Origin of the sequence: Staphylococcus agnetis (assembly GCF_011466855.1) — a bacterium.
In the GTDB taxonomy this organism is placed as follows: Bacteria; Bacillota; Bacilli; order Staphylococcales; family Staphylococcaceae; genus Staphylococcus; species Staphylococcus agnetis.
The window spans coordinates 1,761,389-1,778,280 of record NZ_CP045927.1; the positions used below are offsets into that span (position 1 = coordinate 1,761,389).

27 protein-coding genes are annotated in these 16,892 nt (G+C 36.8%); 2 read left to right on the forward strand and 25 right to left on the reverse strand.

Features of this window, described 5'->3' with window-relative positions; genetic code table 11:
- Positions 1-10 precede the first annotated feature (10 nt).
- The 24 genes from secY to GJE18_RS09120 form a co-directional block, all read right to left on the reverse strand.
- Positions 11-1,303, reverse strand: coding sequence for a preprotein translocase subunit SecY (gene secY, locus GJE18_RS09005; RefSeq protein ID WP_037567132.1), 1,293 nt, complete (start codon positions 1,301-1,303; stop codon positions 11-13).
- On the reverse strand, positions 1,303-1,743 hold the full coding sequence (gene rplO / locus GJE18_RS09010; protein ID WP_037567130.1) for a 50S ribosomal protein L15: 441 nt from the start codon (positions 1,741-1,743) through the stop codon (positions 1,303-1,305). The genes secY and rplO overlap by 1 nt, the downstream gene beginning before the upstream one ends.
- 16 nt (positions 1,744-1,759) lie before the next feature.
- Positions 1,760-1,939, reverse strand: a complete 180-nt coding sequence (gene rpmD / locus GJE18_RS09015) for a 50S ribosomal protein L30 (RefSeq protein WP_060551601.1) — start codon at positions 1,937-1,939, stop codon at positions 1,760-1,762.
- Positions 1,940-1,956: 17 nt separating this feature from the next.
- On the reverse strand, positions 1,957-2,457 hold the full coding sequence (gene rpsE / locus GJE18_RS09020; protein ID WP_037567127.1) for a 30S ribosomal protein S5: 501 nt from the start codon (positions 2,455-2,457) through the stop codon (positions 1,957-1,959).
- A 21-nt stretch (positions 2,458-2,478) separates the two neighbouring features.
- The gene (gene rplR / locus GJE18_RS09025) at positions 2,479-2,838 is read right to left on the reverse strand and encodes a 50S ribosomal protein L18 (protein ID WP_037567125.1); all 360 of its coding nucleotides are present in this window, start codon (positions 2,836-2,838) and stop codon (positions 2,479-2,481) included.
- A 30-nt stretch (positions 2,839-2,868) separates the two neighbouring features.
- Entirely contained in the window at positions 2,869-3,405 is a 537-nt protein-coding gene (rplF, locus tag GJE18_RS09030; protein ID WP_037567123.1) for a 50S ribosomal protein L6, read from the reverse strand.
- A 29-nt stretch (positions 3,406-3,434) separates the two neighbouring features.
- A complete protein-coding gene (gene rpsH, locus GJE18_RS09035) occupies positions 3,435-3,833 on the reverse strand; it encodes a 30S ribosomal protein S8 (protein ID WP_014613226.1) in 399 nt (132 codons plus the stop codon).
- Positions 3,834-3,864: 31 nt separating this feature from the next.
- The gene (locus GJE18_RS09040) at positions 3,865-4,050 is read right to left on the reverse strand and encodes a type Z 30S ribosomal protein S14 (protein ID WP_037567121.1); all 186 of its coding nucleotides are present in this window, start codon (positions 4,048-4,050) and stop codon (positions 3,865-3,867) included.
- Positions 4,051-4,071: 21 nt separating this feature from the next.
- Positions 4,072-4,611, reverse strand: a complete 540-nt coding sequence (rplE, locus tag GJE18_RS09045) for a 50S ribosomal protein L5 (protein WP_037567119.1) — start codon at positions 4,609-4,611, stop codon at positions 4,072-4,074.
- 24 nt (positions 4,612-4,635) lie between these two features.
- Positions 4,636-4,953, reverse strand: a complete 318-nt coding sequence (gene rplX / locus GJE18_RS09050; protein ID WP_037567116.1) for a 50S ribosomal protein L24 — start codon at positions 4,951-4,953, stop codon at positions 4,636-4,638.
- Positions 4,954-4,991: 38 nt separating this feature from the next.
- The gene (gene rplN, locus GJE18_RS09055) at positions 4,992-5,360 is read right to left on the reverse strand and encodes a 50S ribosomal protein L14 (RefSeq protein ID WP_014613222.1); all 369 of its coding nucleotides are present in this window, start codon (positions 5,358-5,360) and stop codon (positions 4,992-4,994) included.
- Between the two features lie 30 nt (positions 5,361-5,390).
- Positions 5,391-5,654 carry a 30S ribosomal protein S17 gene (gene rpsQ / locus GJE18_RS09060; RefSeq protein WP_037567114.1) on the reverse strand — a complete coding sequence of 88 codons (264 nt, stop codon included), beginning with the start codon at positions 5,652-5,654 and terminating at the stop codon, positions 5,391-5,393.
- 24 nt (positions 5,655-5,678) lie between these two features.
- Positions 5,679-5,888 carry a 50S ribosomal protein L29 gene (gene rpmC, locus GJE18_RS09065; RefSeq protein ID WP_014613220.1) on the reverse strand — a complete coding sequence of 70 codons (210 nt, stop codon included), beginning with the start codon at positions 5,886-5,888 and terminating at the stop codon, positions 5,679-5,681.
- On the reverse strand, positions 5,878-6,312 hold the full coding sequence (gene rplP, locus GJE18_RS09070) for a 50S ribosomal protein L16 (protein WP_037567112.1): 435 nt from the start codon (positions 6,310-6,312) through the stop codon (positions 5,878-5,880). Before rplP ends, rpmC begins: the two co-directional genes overlap by 11 nt.
- Positions 6,313-6,314: 2 nt before the next feature.
- Entirely contained in the window at positions 6,315-6,968 is a 654-nt protein-coding gene (rpsC, locus tag GJE18_RS09075; RefSeq protein ID WP_037567110.1) for a 30S ribosomal protein S3, read from the reverse strand.
- Between the two features lie 22 nt (positions 6,969-6,990).
- The gene (rplV, locus tag GJE18_RS09080) at positions 6,991-7,344 is read right to left on the reverse strand and encodes a 50S ribosomal protein L22 (RefSeq protein ID WP_016426354.1); all 354 of its coding nucleotides are present in this window, start codon (positions 7,342-7,344) and stop codon (positions 6,991-6,993) included.
- 32 nt (positions 7,345-7,376) lie between these two features.
- Positions 7,377-7,655: a 30S ribosomal protein S19 gene (gene rpsS / locus GJE18_RS09085; protein WP_014613216.1), complete on the reverse strand. Its 279-nt coding sequence runs from the start codon at positions 7,653-7,655 to the stop codon at positions 7,377-7,379.
- Between the two features lie 64 nt (positions 7,656-7,719).
- Entirely contained in the window at positions 7,720-8,553 is an 834-nt protein-coding gene (gene rplB / locus GJE18_RS09090; RefSeq protein ID WP_037567105.1) for a 50S ribosomal protein L2, read from the reverse strand.
- Between the two features lie 29 nt (positions 8,554-8,582).
- The gene (gene rplW, locus GJE18_RS09095) at positions 8,583-8,858 is read right to left on the reverse strand and encodes a 50S ribosomal protein L23 (protein ID WP_037567103.1); all 276 of its coding nucleotides are present in this window, start codon (positions 8,856-8,858) and stop codon (positions 8,583-8,585) included.
- Positions 8,858-9,481: a 50S ribosomal protein L4 gene (gene rplD, locus GJE18_RS09100; RefSeq protein ID WP_037567101.1), complete on the reverse strand. Its 624-nt coding sequence runs from the start codon at positions 9,479-9,481 to the stop codon at positions 8,858-8,860. The genes rplW and rplD overlap by 1 nt, the downstream gene beginning before the upstream one ends.
- Positions 9,482-9,507: 26 nt before the next feature.
- A complete protein-coding gene (rplC, locus tag GJE18_RS09105; RefSeq protein ID WP_039644449.1) occupies positions 9,508-10,167 on the reverse strand; it encodes a 50S ribosomal protein L3 in 660 nt (219 codons plus the stop codon).
- Positions 10,168-10,194: 27 nt separating this feature from the next.
- Positions 10,195-10,503 (reverse strand): 30S ribosomal protein S10, encoded by a 309-nt coding sequence (gene rpsJ, locus GJE18_RS09110; RefSeq protein ID WP_001118667.1) that lies wholly within the window; start codon positions 10,501-10,503, stop codon positions 10,195-10,197.
- Positions 10,504-10,959: 456 nt separating this feature from the next.
- On the reverse strand, positions 10,960-12,294 hold the full coding sequence (locus GJE18_RS09115; protein ID WP_107376436.1) for an NCS2 family permease: 1,335 nt from the start codon (positions 12,292-12,294) through the stop codon (positions 10,960-10,962).
- 113 nt (positions 12,295-12,407) lie between these two features.
- Positions 12,408-14,540, reverse strand: coding sequence for a DNA topoisomerase III (locus tag GJE18_RS09120; protein ID WP_107368275.1), 2,133 nt, complete (start codon positions 14,538-14,540; stop codon positions 12,408-12,410).
- A 121-nt stretch (positions 14,541-14,661) separates the two neighbouring features.
- Between GJE18_RS09120 and GJE18_RS09125 the strand changes: the two genes are divergently transcribed.
- Positions 14,662-15,522 (forward strand): GNAT family N-acetyltransferase, encoded by an 861-nt coding sequence (locus tag GJE18_RS09125; RefSeq protein ID WP_105995505.1) that lies wholly within the window; start codon positions 14,662-14,664, stop codon positions 15,520-15,522.
- A gap of 114 nt (positions 15,523-15,636) precedes the next feature.
- Here GJE18_RS09125 and GJE18_RS09130 read toward each other — a convergent pair whose 3' ends face one another.
- On the reverse strand, positions 15,637-16,554 hold the full coding sequence (locus tag GJE18_RS09130) for an AEC family transporter (protein WP_060551606.1): 918 nt from the start codon (positions 16,552-16,554) through the stop codon (positions 15,637-15,639).
- Between the two features lie 124 nt (positions 16,555-16,678).
- On the opposite strand from GJE18_RS09130, the gene GJE18_RS09135 reads away from it, so the two are divergent.
- Positions 16,679-16,879, forward strand: a complete 201-nt coding sequence (locus GJE18_RS09135) for an SE1832 family protein (protein ID WP_060551607.1) — start codon at positions 16,679-16,681, stop codon at positions 16,877-16,879.
- Positions 16,880-16,892 lie beyond the last annotated feature (13 nt).

Genomic DNA, 16,892 nt, shown 5'->3' on the forward strand with positions numbered 1-16,892 from the left:
CTCCTATGAATTATCGTCTACCAAAGCCTTTATATTCTTTTTCATTGACTTGAGCTTCTAAACCTTTCATCGTTTCAATGGCAACACCAATAACGATAAGTAAGCTTGTCCCACCAAGTTGAATGGCTTGCGGTAAGTTCATAAACTTCGTAGCAATAATCGGAAGAATCGAAATTGCTGCTAAGAAAATTGAACCTGCAAACGTTAAACGATATAAAACTTTAGTAATATATTTTTTCGTTTGTTCGCCAGGACGAATCCCAGGAACGTAGCTACCTTGCTTTTTCAGATTTTCTGCCATTTTTTCTGGGTTAACTTGTACAAACGCATAGAAATATGTGAATGCAATAATAAGTACTACATACACGACCATTCCCATATTGTTTGATGGGTCAGCATAATTACCTATTTTTTGAGCCCAATCTGCTTTAGGGAAGAACAACGTTAATGTTCTAGGTAATAAGAAGAATGCCATTGCAAAGATGACAGGAATTACCCCTGCAGAGTTTACTTTTAATGGTAAATATGTTGCCTGTGAACCAAGACGCATATTTGATTGTTTTTTTGCATATTGAATTGGAATTTTACGAATCGCTTGTAAAACGAATACAGCACCTACTGTTAGTAAAATCATACCAACAATAAGACCTATCACTTTCAACCAAGCTAACGTTACATCGTCTTGTCCAACGAATTCTTGTTGATAGAATTGCATTAATGCGGACGGCAATGTAGATAAAATACCTGCAAAAATGATAATAGAAATACCATTACCAACACCATATTGCGTAATTTGTTCACCTAACCACATTAAGAATGCAGTACCTGTTGTAAGAACAACTGCAATTAATAGATATGACCATACGCTTTGAGTTTGGACGAGCGATCCACCGAGATATGAATTAAATTGATAAGACATACCGATAGATTGAATAAATGCAAGCACGATTGTAAAATAACGTGTTAAGTTATTTAACTTTTTGCGGCCAACTTCACCTTGTTTTGCCCATTCTGTAAACTTAGGTACAATATCCATCTGTAATAATTGCATTACAATGGAAGCAGTAATGTAAGGCATAATCCCCATTGCGAAAATGGAAAAGTTCTTCAAGGCTCCGCCACCAAATGTATTTAACAGATCAGTGACGCCTTGAGAACCTTGTTGATTATCAAATGCTGCTGGATTAACTCCAGGTGCTGGAATATACGTACCAATTTTGAAAATCACTAACATTGCAAGTGTAAAGAAAATCTTGTTACGAACTTCTTTGGTTTTAAAGAAATTCACAAGCGTGTGAAACATTAGATCACCTCGTGAGCTCCGCCCTTCGCTTCAATAGCATCTTTAGCAGAAGCTGAGAATTTGTGTGCTTTAACAGTCAATTTCTTTTCTAATGAACCATTACCTAATACTTTAATGCCAGATTTTTCACTTTTAACTACGCCTGATTCGATTAATAATTCAGGTGTAACCTCAGTACCATCTTCGAATTTGTTAAGTTGGTCTAAGTTAACAATAGCATATTCTTTACGGTTGATGTTAGTGAAACCACGTTTTGGAATACGACGGAATAAAGGTAATTGACCACCTTCAAAACCTGGTCTAACGCCACCACCTGAACGTGCTTTTTGACCTTTTTGACCACGACCACTTGTTTTACCGTTACCAGTAGCCGCACCACGACCTACACGGTTACGTACTTTACGTGAACCTTCTGATGGTTTTAACTCATGTAATTTCATTTCGGCACCTCCTTAATTATTTTTCTTCTACTGTTACTAAGTGACTTACTTTATTGATTTGTCCACGAATCGCATCGTTATCTTCAACAACAACAGTTGAGTTAAGTTTTTTCAAACCTAAAGCTTGAACTGTTTTACGTTGAGTTTCTGGACGTCCGATAACGCTTCGAGTGAGGGTAATTTGAATTTTAGCCATTTTAAATGTTTCCCTCCTTAATTATATAATTCTTCTACTGATTTACCACGTAAACGGGCAACATCTTCAGCATTTTTTAAGTTTTGTAAACCGTCTACAGTTGCGCGCACCATGTTAATAGGTGTGTTAGAACCTAATGATTTACTTAAGATATCTGTGATACCTGCAAGTTCTAATACGGCACGAACTGGACCACCGGCGATAACCCCTGTACCAGGAGCAGCTGGTTTCATGAATACACTACCTGAACCATAGCGTCCAGTGATTGTGTGTGGTGTTGTACCTTCAACACGTGGAACTGTGATAAGATTTTTCTTCGCAGCCTCAACAGCTTTTTTAATTGCTTCAGGTACCTCTTGTGCTTTACCAGTACCGAAACCAACGCGACCATTTTTGTCACCTACAACTACAAGTGCTGTGAAACGGAAACGACGTCCACCTTTAACAACTTTTGCAACACGGTTAATCGTAACAACGCGTTCTTCAAATTCTTTAACTTCTTCTTCTCTACGAGCCATTTAAATTGTCCCTCCTTTAAATTAAAATTGAAGTCCATTTTCGCGAGCTGCATCTGCTAACGCTTTAACACGTCCGTGGAATAAGTATCCTCCACGATCGAATACAACTGCTTCGATTCCTTTTTCGCTTGCTTTTTTAGCGATTGATTCACCGACTTTAGTTGCCATTTCAACTTTAGTCACTGAAGTGTCGATATCGCTATCTTTAGTAGAAGCTTGAGCTAACGTTACACCTTTAACGTCATCAATGATTTGTGCATAAATGTGTTTGTTTGAACGGTATACGTTTAGACGTGGCTTTTCGCTAGTACCTGACAATTTCGTACGAACACGTGCATGTCTTTTTAAACGTACTTTGTTTTTATCAATTTTGCTGATCATGTCAATACTCCTTTCTATAGAGTTTATTTATTATTTACCAGTTTTACCTTCTTTACGGCGTACGTATTCACCTTGGTAACGGATACCTTTACCTTTATAAGGCTCTGGTGGACGTACATCGCGAATTTTAGATGCTGTAGCACCAACTAATTCTTTGTCGATACCTTCAACTTTTACAGTTGTATTTTTCTCTACTGAGAAAGTAATACCTTCAGCAGCTTCGATTTCAACTGGATGAGAATAACCTACGTTTAATACAAGTTTAGAACCTTGTACTTGAGCACGGTAACCAACACCGATAAGTTCAAGTCCTTTAACGTATCCTTGAGATACACCTTGTACCATATTATTAATTAACGCACGAGTTGTACCATGAATTGTTCTATGTTCTTTAGAATCTGATGGTCTAACAACTTCAAGTGTGTTTTCTTCTTGTTTGTAAGTCATTTCTTCGTTAAGTGTTTGTGATAATTCACCTTTAGGTCCTTTAACAGTAACTTTGTTACCTTCGATTGTTACAGTAACGTCACTTGGGATCTCGATAATTTTTTTACCAACACGGCTCATGCTGTGGCACCTCCTTATTTATTTAATGATTACCAAATGTAAGCTAATACTTCGCCACCAACATTACGTTTTCTAGCTTCTTTATCAGTGATAACACCTTCTGAAGTAGATACTAATGCGATACCTAAACCGTTTAATACTTTAGGTACTTCGTTCGCTTTAGCGTATACACGTAAACCTGGTTTAGAAATACGTTTTAATCCTGTAATAACACGTTCGTTATTTGAACCATATTTTAAGAATAAACGGATTACACCTTGTTTATCATCTTCAATATATTCTACATTTTTAATGAAACCTTCATTTTTAAGGATTTCAGCAATTTCTTTTTTAATGTTTGATGCAGGTAATTCTAATTTTTCGTGACGCACCATGTTTGCGTTTCTCACACGAGTTAACATATCTGCAATTGGATCTGACAATGTCATAGTTTGTTGCCTCCTTTCAAGAGTTAAATTTTTACCAGCTAGCTTTACGTACGCCAGGAATTTGACCTTTATAAGCTAATTCACGGAAACAAATACGGCAAAGTTTAAATTTACGATATACAGAATGTGGACGTCCACATTGTTCACAACGCGTATATTCACGGACTTGGAACTTTTGTTTCTTTTGTTGCTTAGCAACCATTGATTTTTTAGCCACTTAATTAGCCTCCTTTAGAGATTATTTTTGAAATGGCATACCGAATTGTGTTAACAATTCACGAGCTTCCTCGTCAGTGTTAGCAGTAGTTACGATAACGATATCCATTCCTCGAACTTTTGATACTTTATCATAATCGATCTCAGGGAAAATTAACTGTTCTTTAACACCTAAAGTGTAGTTACCGCGACCATCAAATGCGTTTTTAGAAACACCACGAAAGTCACGTACACGTGGTAATGATACAGAAATTAATTTGTCTAAGAATTCATACATTCTTTCACCACGTAATGTTACTTTAGCACCAATTGGCATACCTTCACGTAAACGGAATGTCGCAACTGATTTTTTAGCTTTAGTGATTAAAGGTTTTTGACCAGTGATTGCTGTTAATTCCTCAACTGCTGTATCTAATACTTTTGAGTTTTGAACTGCATCACCAACACCCATGTTGACTACGATTTTATCGATTTTTGGTACTTCCATTACTGAGCTATAGTTGAATTTTTTAACTAAGTTCTCACTAACTTCAGAGTTGAATTTTTCTTTTAAACGGTTCAAAGTGGATCCTCCTTTCAACTTTTATTATTTATTAGACTTGATTTCTTCGCCTGATTTTTTAGCGATTCTTACTTTTTTACCATCAACAAATTTGTAGCCTACACGTGTAGGTTTGTTTGTTTTAGGGTCTAATAATTGTACGTTAGAAACATGAATAGCTGCTTCAGTTTCTAAGATTCCACCTTCAGGATTGATTTGAGTTGGTTTTTGGTGTTTTTTAACTACGTTTACACCTTCCACAACGACGCGGTCTTTTTTAGGTTCAGTTGCTACAACTTTACCTGTTTTACCTTTGTCTTTACCTGCGATAACGATTACGTTGTCACCTTTTTTGATATGCATGTGGGCACCTCCTTGAATTGTGATTTAGATTTTATAAATTATAGTACTTCTGGTGCAAGAGAAACAATTTTCATAAAGTTTCCTTCACGTAATTCACGCGCTACTGGACCGAAGATACGAGTACCACGTGGTCCTTTGTCGTCACGAATGATAACACATGCATTTTCATCAAATTTGATGTAAGAACCGTCTTTACGACGTACGCCTGATTTAGTACGTACAACAACAGCTTTAACAACATCGCCTTTCTTAACAACGCCTCCTGGTGTAGCATTTTTAACAGTTGCTACGATGACGTCACCGATGTTAGCTGTTTTACGGCCAGATCCACCTAATACTTTGATTGTAAGTACTTCACGAGCACCAGAGTTGTCTGCTACTTTTAAGCGTGTTTCTTGTTGGATCATGATTAAACCTCCCTTATCTTTAAATAGTCATTAAATAATTACTGATTCTTCGACAATTTCTACTAAACGGAAACGTTTTGTCGCTGATAAAGGACGAGTTTCTTGAATTTTAACGATATCTCCTAGTTTAGCTGAATTGTTTTCGTCATGTGTTTTATACTTCTTAGAATATTTAACACGTTTACCATATAGTTTGTGCGTTTTGTATGTTTCAACTAAAACAGTCACTGTTTTGTCCATTTTGTCTGAAACGACTTTACCAACGTAAACTTTACGATCATTTCTTTCGCTCACTTTAGTAACCTCCTCTTTCAACTATTATTGGTTAGCTTTTCCTTGTTCTAATTCTCTTTCACGCGCAACAGTTTTAAGACGTGCAATTGTTTTTCTAACAGTTTTAATACGTGCAGTCTCTTCTAATTGACCTGTAGCTAATTGAAAGCGTAGGTTAAAAAGCTCTTCTTTCGATGATTTGATTTGTTCTTCGATTTCAGAAGTGGTTAAGTCTCTAATTTCCTTAGCTTTCATTTGTTTCACCACCCAATTCTTCACGTTTTACAAACTTCGTTTTAACTGGAAGTTTGTGGCTCGCTAAACGTAATGCTTCACGCGCAACTTCTTCAGATACGCCTGCAACTTCAAATAAGATACGACCTGGTTTTACAACTGCGATCCAGCCTTCTACCGCACCTTTACCAGCACCCATACGTACTTCTAAAGGTTTTTTAGTATATGGTGTATGAGGGAAGATTTTAATCCAAACTTTCCCGCCACGTTTCATGTAACGTGTCATAGCGATACGAGCTGATTCGATTTGACGAGAAGTGATCCAAGATGTTGTTGTTGCTTGTAAACCAAATTCGCCAAATGTTACGTAGTTACCGCCTTTAGAACGACCTTTAGTGTCAGGACGATGTTGACGACGATATTTTACACGCTTTGGTAGTAACATAATTATTTTCCTCCTTCACTATTTTTCTTAGTAGGAAGAACTTCACCACGATAGATCCATACTTTAACACCTAACTTACCGTAAGTTGTGTCAGCTTCAGCATGTGCGTAATCAATGTCAGCACGTAATGTATGAAGTGGTACAGTTCCTTCTGAATATTGTTCAGCACGCGCGATGTCAGCGCCACCTAAACGACCTGATACTTGTGTTTTGATACCTTTAGCACCAAGTTTCATTGCTCTTCCGATAGCTTGTTTTTGTACACGACGGAATGATGCACGGTTTTCTAATTGACGTGCAATGTTCTCAGCTACTAAACGTGCATCTAAATCAACTTTCTTGATTTCAACCACGTTGATGTGTACTTTTTTGTCAGTTAATTGGTTTAACTTGTTACGAAGTTTCTCGATTTCTGAACCGCCTTTACCAATTACCATACCTGGTTTACCAGTGTGGATTGCGATATTGATACGGTTAGCAGCACGTTCGATCTCTACGTGAGATACTGATGCATCTTTTAATGCAGTATCGATAAATTTACGAATTTTTAAGTCTTCGTGTAATAATGATGCGAAATCTTTTTCAGCAAACCATTTTGCTTCCCAGTCGCGAATGACACCAACACGAAGTCCGATTGGATTAATTTTTTGACCCACGGTGTTCCCTCCTTAGTATTTATTAAGCTTCTTGTGCTTCTTCTTTACCGTCACTTACTACGATAGTAATGTGGCTTGTTCTTTTATTAATTGCGCTTGCACGTCCTTGAGCACGTGGACGGAAACGTTTTAAAGTTGGTCCTTCGTTAGCGTATGCTTCCTTAACAACTAATTCGTCAGTGTTCATACCGTAGTTGTGCTCAGCATTAGCTAAAGCGGACATTAATAATTTTTCTACAACTGGAGAAGAAGCTTTGTTAGTTAATTTTAAAATAGCTACTGCTTCTCTTACGTCTTTTCCTCTAATTAGATCTAATACTAATCTAACTTTACGAGGTGCGATTCTGATCGTTCTAGCAACCGCTTTTGCTTCCATTCGTATTTCCTCCTCTACTTACTATTGAGTGATTATCTTCTTGTTTTCTTGTCGTCTGCAGCGTGTCCTTTGAATGTACGTGTTGGTGCAAATTCACCTAATTTGTGACCAACCATATCTTCAGTTACGTATACAGGTACGTGTTTGCGGCCATCATATACTGCAAATGTGTGTCCAATGAAGTTTGGGAAAATTGTTGAACGACGTGACCATGTTTTGATTACTTGTTTCTTTTCGCTGTCGCCTTGAGCTTCAACTTTTTTCATTAAATGATCATCGACGAAAGGTCCCTTTTTAATACTACGAGCCATAGTGGCGCCTCCTTTCTTATTGTGTGCGTGCAGCTAAGAAGCCGCACACCCAAATAAGCTATTTTTATTTTTTCTTACGTCTACGTACGATAAGTTTGTCTGAATGTTTCTTACCACGACGTGTTTTCTTACCAAGCGTTGGTTTACCCCATGGTGACATTGGAGATGGACGTCCGATTGGCGCACGGCCTTCACCACCACCGTGTGGGTGATCGTTAGGGTTCATTACAGAACCACGAACTGTAGGTCTTTTACCTAACCATCTAGATTTACCAGCTTTACCTACGTTAACAAGTTCGTGTTGTAAGTTACCAACTTGACCGATTGTTGCACGACAAGTTGAAAGAATCATACGTACTTCACCAGAACGAAGTCTTACAAGTACATATTTACCTTCTTTACCTAATACTTGAGCGCTTGCACCAGCTGAACGTGCGATTTGACCGCCACGACCTGGTTTTAATTCGATATTATGAATAACTGTACCTACAGGAATGTCTTTTAATTGAAGTGCGTTACCCACTTTAATGTCAGCTTCAGAACCACTTTCAATCATTTGACCTACTTGTAAACCTTTAGGTGCGATGATGTAACGTTTTTCACCATCTGCGTATACGATTAATGCAATGTTTGCTGATCTGTTTGGATCATATTGAATAGAATCAACTTTACCTGGGATTCCATCTTTATTACGTTTAAAATCAATCACACGGTATTGACGTTTATGTCCGCCACCATGATGACGTACAGTCAATTTACCTTGGTTGTTACGACCCGCTTTTTTCGGTAGCGGTTGTAATAATGACTTTTCTGGTTTCGTTTCAGTGATTTCAGCGAAATCTAAAGTAGTCATATTACGACGACCATTTGTAATTGGCTTATAATGTTTTAATGCCATTGTCGCTTACCTCCTTATTGGTATATTTTTTAGTTGAATAAGTCGATTTGACCTTCTTTTAAAGTTACGATAGCTTTACGGCGTTTGTTTGTATAGCCTTGGTAACGGCCCATACGTTTCTTTTTAGGTTTGTAGTTAATGATGTTAACATTCGCTACTTTTACATCGAAGATTTCTTCAACAGCAATTTTAACTTGCGTTTTGTTGGCACGTACATCTACATCGAAAGTGTATTTGTCCTCAGCCATTGCTTCAGATGATTTTTCAGTGATTACGGGGCGCTTTAGAATGTCTCTAGCTTCCATTATCCGAGCACCTCCTCAACTTTTTTAGCTGCTTCTTCAGTGATTAAAACACTGTCAGCATGTGTTAAATCTAATACGTTTAATCCTTCAGGTGTAGTGATTTGAACACCAGGGATGTTACGTGCAGATAATTCAACGTTTACATCTTCTCCAAGAGTTACAACTAAAACTTTCTTAGGTAATTCTAAGTTTGTTAATGTTGTTTTGAAATCTTTTGTCTTTGGAGCGTCTAAGTTGAAGTTATCAACAATTTTAAGTCCATTTTCTTGAACTTTGTAAGATAATGCAGAGCGTAATGCTAAACGACGCATTTTCTTAGGCATTTTGTAGCCGTAGCTTCTTGGTGTTGGACCGAATACTACGCCACCACCACGCCATTGTGGTGCACGGATTGTACCTTGACGCGCACGTCCAGTACCTTTTTGTCTCCATGGTTTACGTCCACCGCCACGAACTGCTGAACGATTTTTAACAGCGTGTGTTCCTTGGCGTAATGAAGCGCGTTGTAAGTTAATCGCTTCGAATAATACTTCGTTGTTAGGTTCGATTGCGAATACTGCATCGCTAAGTTCAACTGAACCAGCTTTAGATCCGTCAACTTTTAATACATCATAATTTGCCATTATGCATTTCCTCCTTTCGCTACTTATTATTGGTTAGCTTTAACAGCTGTTTGGATTTGAACAAAACCTTTTTTAGGGCCAGGTACGTTACCTTTAACTAAAATGACGTTGTTTTCCGTATCAACTGCAACAACTTCTAAGTTTTGAACAGTGACAGTATTACCGCCCATACGGCCTGGTAATTTTTGTCCTTTAAATACGCGTGACGCATCTGACGCCATACCGATTGAACCTGGTGCTCTGTGGAAATGAGAACCGTGTGACATAGGTCCACGTGATTGGTTGTGACGCTTGATCGCACCTTGGAAACCTTTACCTTTTGAAGTTCCTGTTACGTCAATGATGTCGCCTGCTACAAATGTATCAACTGAGACTTCTTGACCTACTTCGTATTCATCAACATTAATGTTTCTGAATTCACGAATGAAGCGCTTAGGTGCAACGCCAGCTTTTTTAGCATGACCTTCAGCTGGTTTGTTTGCGTATTTGTTTGATTTGCTATCTTTTTTATAAGCAAGTTTGTCATCGAAACCGATTTGTACTGCGTTGTAACCATCGATTTCTTCAGTTTTCTTTTGTAATACTACGTTTCCTTTTGCTTCTACAACTGTTACAGGAATTAAGTCTCCGTTTTCACCGAATACTTGAGTCATTCCAATTTTTCTTCCTAAGATTCCTTTGGTCATCGAAAGTCCACCTCCTAAAATTTTCTATTATAATTTAATTTCGATGTCTACACCTGATGGTAAGTTTAAGCCCATTAAAGCATCAACTGTTTTGGGTGTAGGGTTCACAATGTCGATTAAACGTTTGTGTGTACGTTGTTCGAATTGTTCACGAGAATCTTTGTACTTATGCACCGCACGGATGATTGTGTACACTGATTTTTCTGTTGGTAATGGGATTGGTCCTGATACGTCTGCACCAGAACGTTTCGCAGTTTCAACAATTTTTTCAGCTGATTGATCAATTACACGGTGATCATAAGCTTTTAATCTGATTCTGATTTTTTGTTTTGCCATAATTTACCCTCCTTATTCGTCTTCATTAGTGATAAGACTTCTCCACGAAAACTATCTCACACAACGCCATGGCAAAGCGGCCGGGTGTGTCAGTAACCTTTCGCTTCATCGCATTAAAAAGTCCAACATTAGACATTTTACACGAAATGTTTGAGTACTTCAACCATTTTATGTAAAATCTTTTGTCTAATTCACATACCCCATTATTTTACTCTAAATAAGAGGCTACATCAACACTTTTTTATGAATTTCTTTAATCTTTTTATATCATTTAAATGCGTTTCAAACACTTTATGTATGTACAATTGGTTGAAGATACATTTTGATTAAAATGTGTTTAATCAGTTCAATCATCTATCTTAATGTATGTTTCTTAATAATTTTAAAAAACAGCCTCCCCTACGTGTATAAAAAAACTGTCACTGAATATTATTGTTCAATGACAGTTTCAATATTTTAACCATGTACAAATACGAAATATAAAATAAATATAACAAGTAAAGCATACATAATTGGATGTACTTCTCTATGGCGCTTTGTCAAGACCATCGTTATTGGATAAAAGATAAAGCCACATGCGATACCTGTAGCAATAGAATATGATAAAGGCATCATAATGATGGTTACAAATGCTGGTACTGCTACTTCAAAGTTTTTCCAACTGATAGAGGCAAGGTTTGATGCCATAAGCACACCGACAACGACAAGTGCTGGTGTTGTAACAGCCGGTGTCACAACTGCCATTAATGGACTAAAGAATAGTGCTAATAAGAAACATATTCCCGTAACGATACTTGCAAATCCCGTACGTGCACCTACCGCTACACCTGACGTTGATTCAATGTACGATGTTGTTGTTGTCGTACCAAATACCGCACCCACCATTGTTGCTAATGAATCTGAAAACAGTGCACGACCTGCGCGTGGTAAACGATTGTTTTTCATAAATCCAGCTTGAGAAGCTACAGCAACGATAGTCCCTGCTGTATCAAAGAAATCAATAAATAAGAACGTTAAAATAACAATTAAAAACTGTACTGTAAAGAGTTGTGCTGGGTCTTGAAAAGCTTCAAATGCTGCACCAAATGTTGGTGCGATGCTTGGTACTTTACCAATGACACCAGATGGTGGAGCGATTTGTTGCGTGATAAGCCCCGCTATTGCTGTTATCACCATACCAATAAAAATTGCACCAGGAACTTTTTTAGCATAGAGCACAATTGTAATCACGATACCAAATACAGCGAGTAAGACATGTGGTTCCGTCAATTTACCTAATGTTACTAACGTTGCATCTTGGTTCGTAATAATACCTGAACTTTGTAAGCCTACAAAAGTAATAAATAAACCTATACCTGAAGATACAGCCATTTTCATTTCAAATGGAATGGCATTAATAATGTTTTCACGTAGACCCGTTGCGGTTAAAATTGCAAATATAAACCCTGAAAATAACACACCTGTCAAACCTGTTTGCCAAGGGATGCCCATTGTTAATACAACTGTAAATGCAAAAAAGGCATTTAATCCCATACCAGGGGCGAGGGCTATCGGATACCTAGCGATGATACCCATGAATAAACACCCTACAAATGCAGCAAGGGCCGTAGCAACAAAAATCGCACCTTGATCCATTTTTTGGTCAGCTGGTACACCATCAACTCCAGCCAAGCTTAACACTTGTGGATTGACTGCTAAAATATAAGCCATTGATAAAAATGTTGTTAATCCACCTAAAATCTCTCGTTTGAAATTAGTTTGATGTTCATCAAAACGGAAGTATCGCTTCACTTTAATTAGCTCCTTTAATCAAAATACTTACATATTTTAATATGTTTCCTTAGCGATTTCAATACAAATTCCGAACTTTATAATTAGAAAAATGCTTTAAGTTCGATTTTTAGCTACAATTTCAATCCTTTTAAAGCGTCTTTAAACGGATTGTTATCTAATTCATCATCTTTCATATATTTTTTCATATCTCGATGCGATACTTTATCTTTTCCTTTAGACTTTAAACGTTGATTCATTTGCGCTTGTGTCTCTGTATGGCCACATACACAACGGTATGTTGCTTGTCCTCCTGTACCAAATTTAGTCAGCCTTTTTTTACATTTTGGACAACGTGCTTTCGTTTGGGTTTTGACGTCTTTCTTTGTTTTACATGATGGGTCTTGACACACAAGCATTGAGCCATTTTTTGTTTTTACTTTTAACATAAACTTACCGCATGTTGGACATTCCGCTGATGTTAAGTTATCATGCTTATATTTTTGATCACTTTCTTTTATCGTTTGAATGACACGGATTGTAAATTGTTTCATTTCATCGATAAATTGTTGACGTTGATATGTGCCCTTTTCTATCTTCAATAATTTATCTTCCCATTCTGCGGTAAGTAGCGGCGATGTTAATTCTTGTGGTGCTAATGATAAAATTTGGGCACCTTTTGATGTCACTTTTAACTTTCCATCTTGGCTCTCAATCGCATTCATCTTAAATAATTTTTCGATGATGTCTGCTCTTGTCGCAACGGTACCTATGCCACCAGTTGCTTTTAATGTTTCAGCAGAATGCTTGTCATTTAAATTAAAAAATTGGTCAGGACGTTCCATTGCTTTAAGGAGCGTTCCTTCATTAAAGTATGCGGGTGGTGTCGTTTGATGTGACTGCACATTCACATTTGACACTTTCACATGTTCTCCTTGATGAAACGGTATCTTTACTTGCGTCGTAGGTGCATCATGGTGTAATGCTTTAAAACCGAGTTGTTTCGTTTCAATGCTTTTATATAAAAACGAAGCGTGTTCCATTTCCCCTAGTATTTGACGTTCACTATAAATATAAGGATCTGATAAAACTTCAAGAAATCGTTGTACCACAAGTAAATATATTCTTTTTTCGTTTGCACCTAAATCATCCATGTATGGACGGACTTCTGTCGGTATAATGGCGTGGTGGTCTGATACTTTTTGATTGTTAATACATGAGAGTCTATACGTAAACTGCTTTTTCATCAGTGTTTGCGCATAGGTTTTATATTCCGTACCCATAACCGCTTGAAGACGTTCTTTAAGTGTCCCAACCATATCTGTCGTTAAATAATTCGAATCAGTACGTGGATACGTCAATACTTTATGGCGCTCATACAGACTTTGTAAGGCATTCAGTGTCTGTTTCGCACTTATTTTGTAACGTTGATAGGCTGCTTGTTGAAGATCCGTCAAATTAAATAAGCGACCTGGATATGATTTTTTCTCTTTATCTTTAATTGTTTTTATCACCATGCTTTGATGTTTGAGTTTCTCGCCAAATTGCTCTAATTTTTGCAGATCATACTCACGCTGTGTTTGAACAAGTTTAAATGGCACATCATTCACTTTAACTTCCATTGTATAGTAAGTTTCAGGTTTGAAATTTTTAATCTCTTCTTGACGTTGTTGAATTAATTTTATTGTCGGTGTTTGAACTCGACCCAGAGATAGCTGAGCATCATAGCGTGTTGTCAAAGCTCGCGTCGCATTAATACCAACAATCCAATCCGCTTCACTACGCGCTAACGCCGCTTGATATAAAGGATAATAGTGTTTTGCATCTTTTAAATTGCGAAAGCCTTGTTGAATCGCTTTTGTCGTTACAGAACTTATCCATAATCGTTTTAACGGTTTTTTAACACGAACTTTATCTAGAATCAAGCGCGCTACCAATTCACCTTCTCTACCTGCATCGGTAGCAATAATAATTTCCTTCACGTCATCTCTTTTTAATAAATGCTGAACGGTATTAAACTGCTTACGTGTTTTTCCAATTACGACCGTTTTCATATGTTTTGGAATAATCGGTAAGGCTTCTAAACGCCATTGTTGATAAGTTTTATCATATTGTTCTGGTGTCGCATTTGTGACTAAATGCCCTAATGCCCATGTAATAATATAATGTTGATTTTCGATATATCCATTTTTTTCATTAGAAACATTTAACGCCTTTGCGATATCTCTACCGACTGAAGGTTTTTCTGCTAATACTAAAGATTTCATCATTTTACTCCTGTTTAAACTTTATAATATTGTTATTGTACCATGCCTCTAATGTGGATACTTCCATTTCATCATAAAACAACTTATAATTAGCTTAAAGAAACTATTAAGGAGGGGCACTATGAAGGTCAGTCAAGTCACTTCCGTTGATCGTATTTCAAACTTTATTAAGGAAAATATATCAACTTCACAGTCTTATACAAATAAAATTCCTGTTCATTATCATACAGCATATGATATGTATCTCAACGAGGCATTGAATACGACGGGTATTTTTATACTTGAAGAAAATGACGACATACAAATGGCGCTCATGTGTATACCATATCTTGAAAATCGTTTTAAAGTCATTGGACCTATTACCAAAAAAGACTATATCCCTACTGGAGACGCCTTTGAAAAACTATTTAGAGAAGCGACACAACATAACGCGCCACACGCGACCTATTATTTTTCCTACGCTGCTGAAAATGAACACATTAAAGCCTATATGAAAACGATTGGTGCATCCTATACATTTACAGATTACCATCTTTCTACACAGACAGACTTGGGAGAAACTGAAAACATTCATCATATCATCGATTATAAATCAGCTTACTTCAAATATTTCAAAAAACTACATGAAGACACATTTTCTCACAATGCAATGCGTGCTGAAGAAATTACGGAAACTTTAGATGACAATCACCGCCTTATGTTATATATGGCTGAAGGATTACTTAAAGGGTATCTATATTTAATTCTTAACAAAGACCAAGGTCATGCAGAAATTCGTTATTTTTCATCACATACCCACTATCGTCTTAAAGGGATCGCTTTTGATCTCATTCAACACGCGATTCACATCGCACTGTCTCAAGAAGGCATCGATAACGTATATTTCAAAATACGTAGTAAAAATCATCGATTAGTTGAACGTTTTCATGAATTTGGGTTTGAAATGACATCTGAATATCGTAAGTTTAAGCTTGTAAAGTAAACTTTGGTCTTTATTAAGGCATAATCCCATGCGTCTTAATTTAAAGATGATGGAAAACGCCTTCAGCGTAAAAGAATACGTTGAAGGCGTTTATTTTATATTAGGATAAACCACTTAAGGTACTGCAAGAAAGAAATGTTGATACATATATAGAATCCCTATACTAATCACTACAGTCATGTTACTCGCCATGGCAATCATCGGCAATGTGCGATACTGAAACTGTACAGCATAAGATAGTGTGGCTACCCCAACAGGTAATAACCAAATCAATATCAATGTTGTTTTAATCATGTCATCAGAAACTGGTAAAAAGAAATAGACGAGACTCCCAAACAAGAGCCCTAAACCATAATGTATACCTACATATTTAAACGTCAATGGTAGATAACGACGTTCAATTTTAAAATCTAATAATACACCTAATAACATCATCGATAATGGTAAATTGGCTTTTCCAAGCAAGTCAAAGAAATCGATGATAATGGGTGGAAATTCAATTGTTAACAAACAAAGAGAAATCATCACGCTATAAGTCATTAATGGGATAGAACTTAAACATTTTAAAACGATTGTCTTAATGTTTAATGTACTTTCCGCATTTTTGAAATATCCTGCGATGATATATGTAACACCAAACATGAGAATGGCACCACCGATATCAGCCATACCAAAATACAGTAAACCATATTTCGGCCACATTTGTTCTACAAGTGGATATGCAAATATCCCAATATTTAAAGAAGCCATCAGCATCGCCACAGTACCTCTTACTTCATTGTTATATTTAATAAACAATATGATGACTATCAATTTAGTTATAATGCCGTACAATATCATCAAAATGGGCAACAAGGATAGTGAAGGTGTTAACGTGGCACCATTTAAATTTACAATAACGACTGCGGGTAATGTAACGTTCAGAACAATTGTCGTCATCACTTTTGCTTCCGACCCCTTAACATATCCAATACGTTTCAAAATATATCCTAGTGCTATGAGTAATAAAATCATTATAAAACGCTCTGTCACACCATCCCCCTCTTTCGTTAATTATTGATATAATTTAAATGAATCAATACATCATTTATCATATTCATTTCATTATCCTTATTGATGCATGTTATAATGTTGAAGACAAAAGGAGGCTAGTTTTATGAATTTAGAAGCCCAACTACAAGAACTCAAATTAGATTATGTTCGATTACAAGGTGATTTAGAAAAACGTGAATCTATGGGACAACATATTGACCCTTTAATCAAGCAAATGGAATCTATTGAACATAAAATTTCTGAAGTACGGTTGAAAATGGAACAAGACCGTTCCCCACAATCACATCAATCGTCTCATCAATAGATTTAGAAAGGAC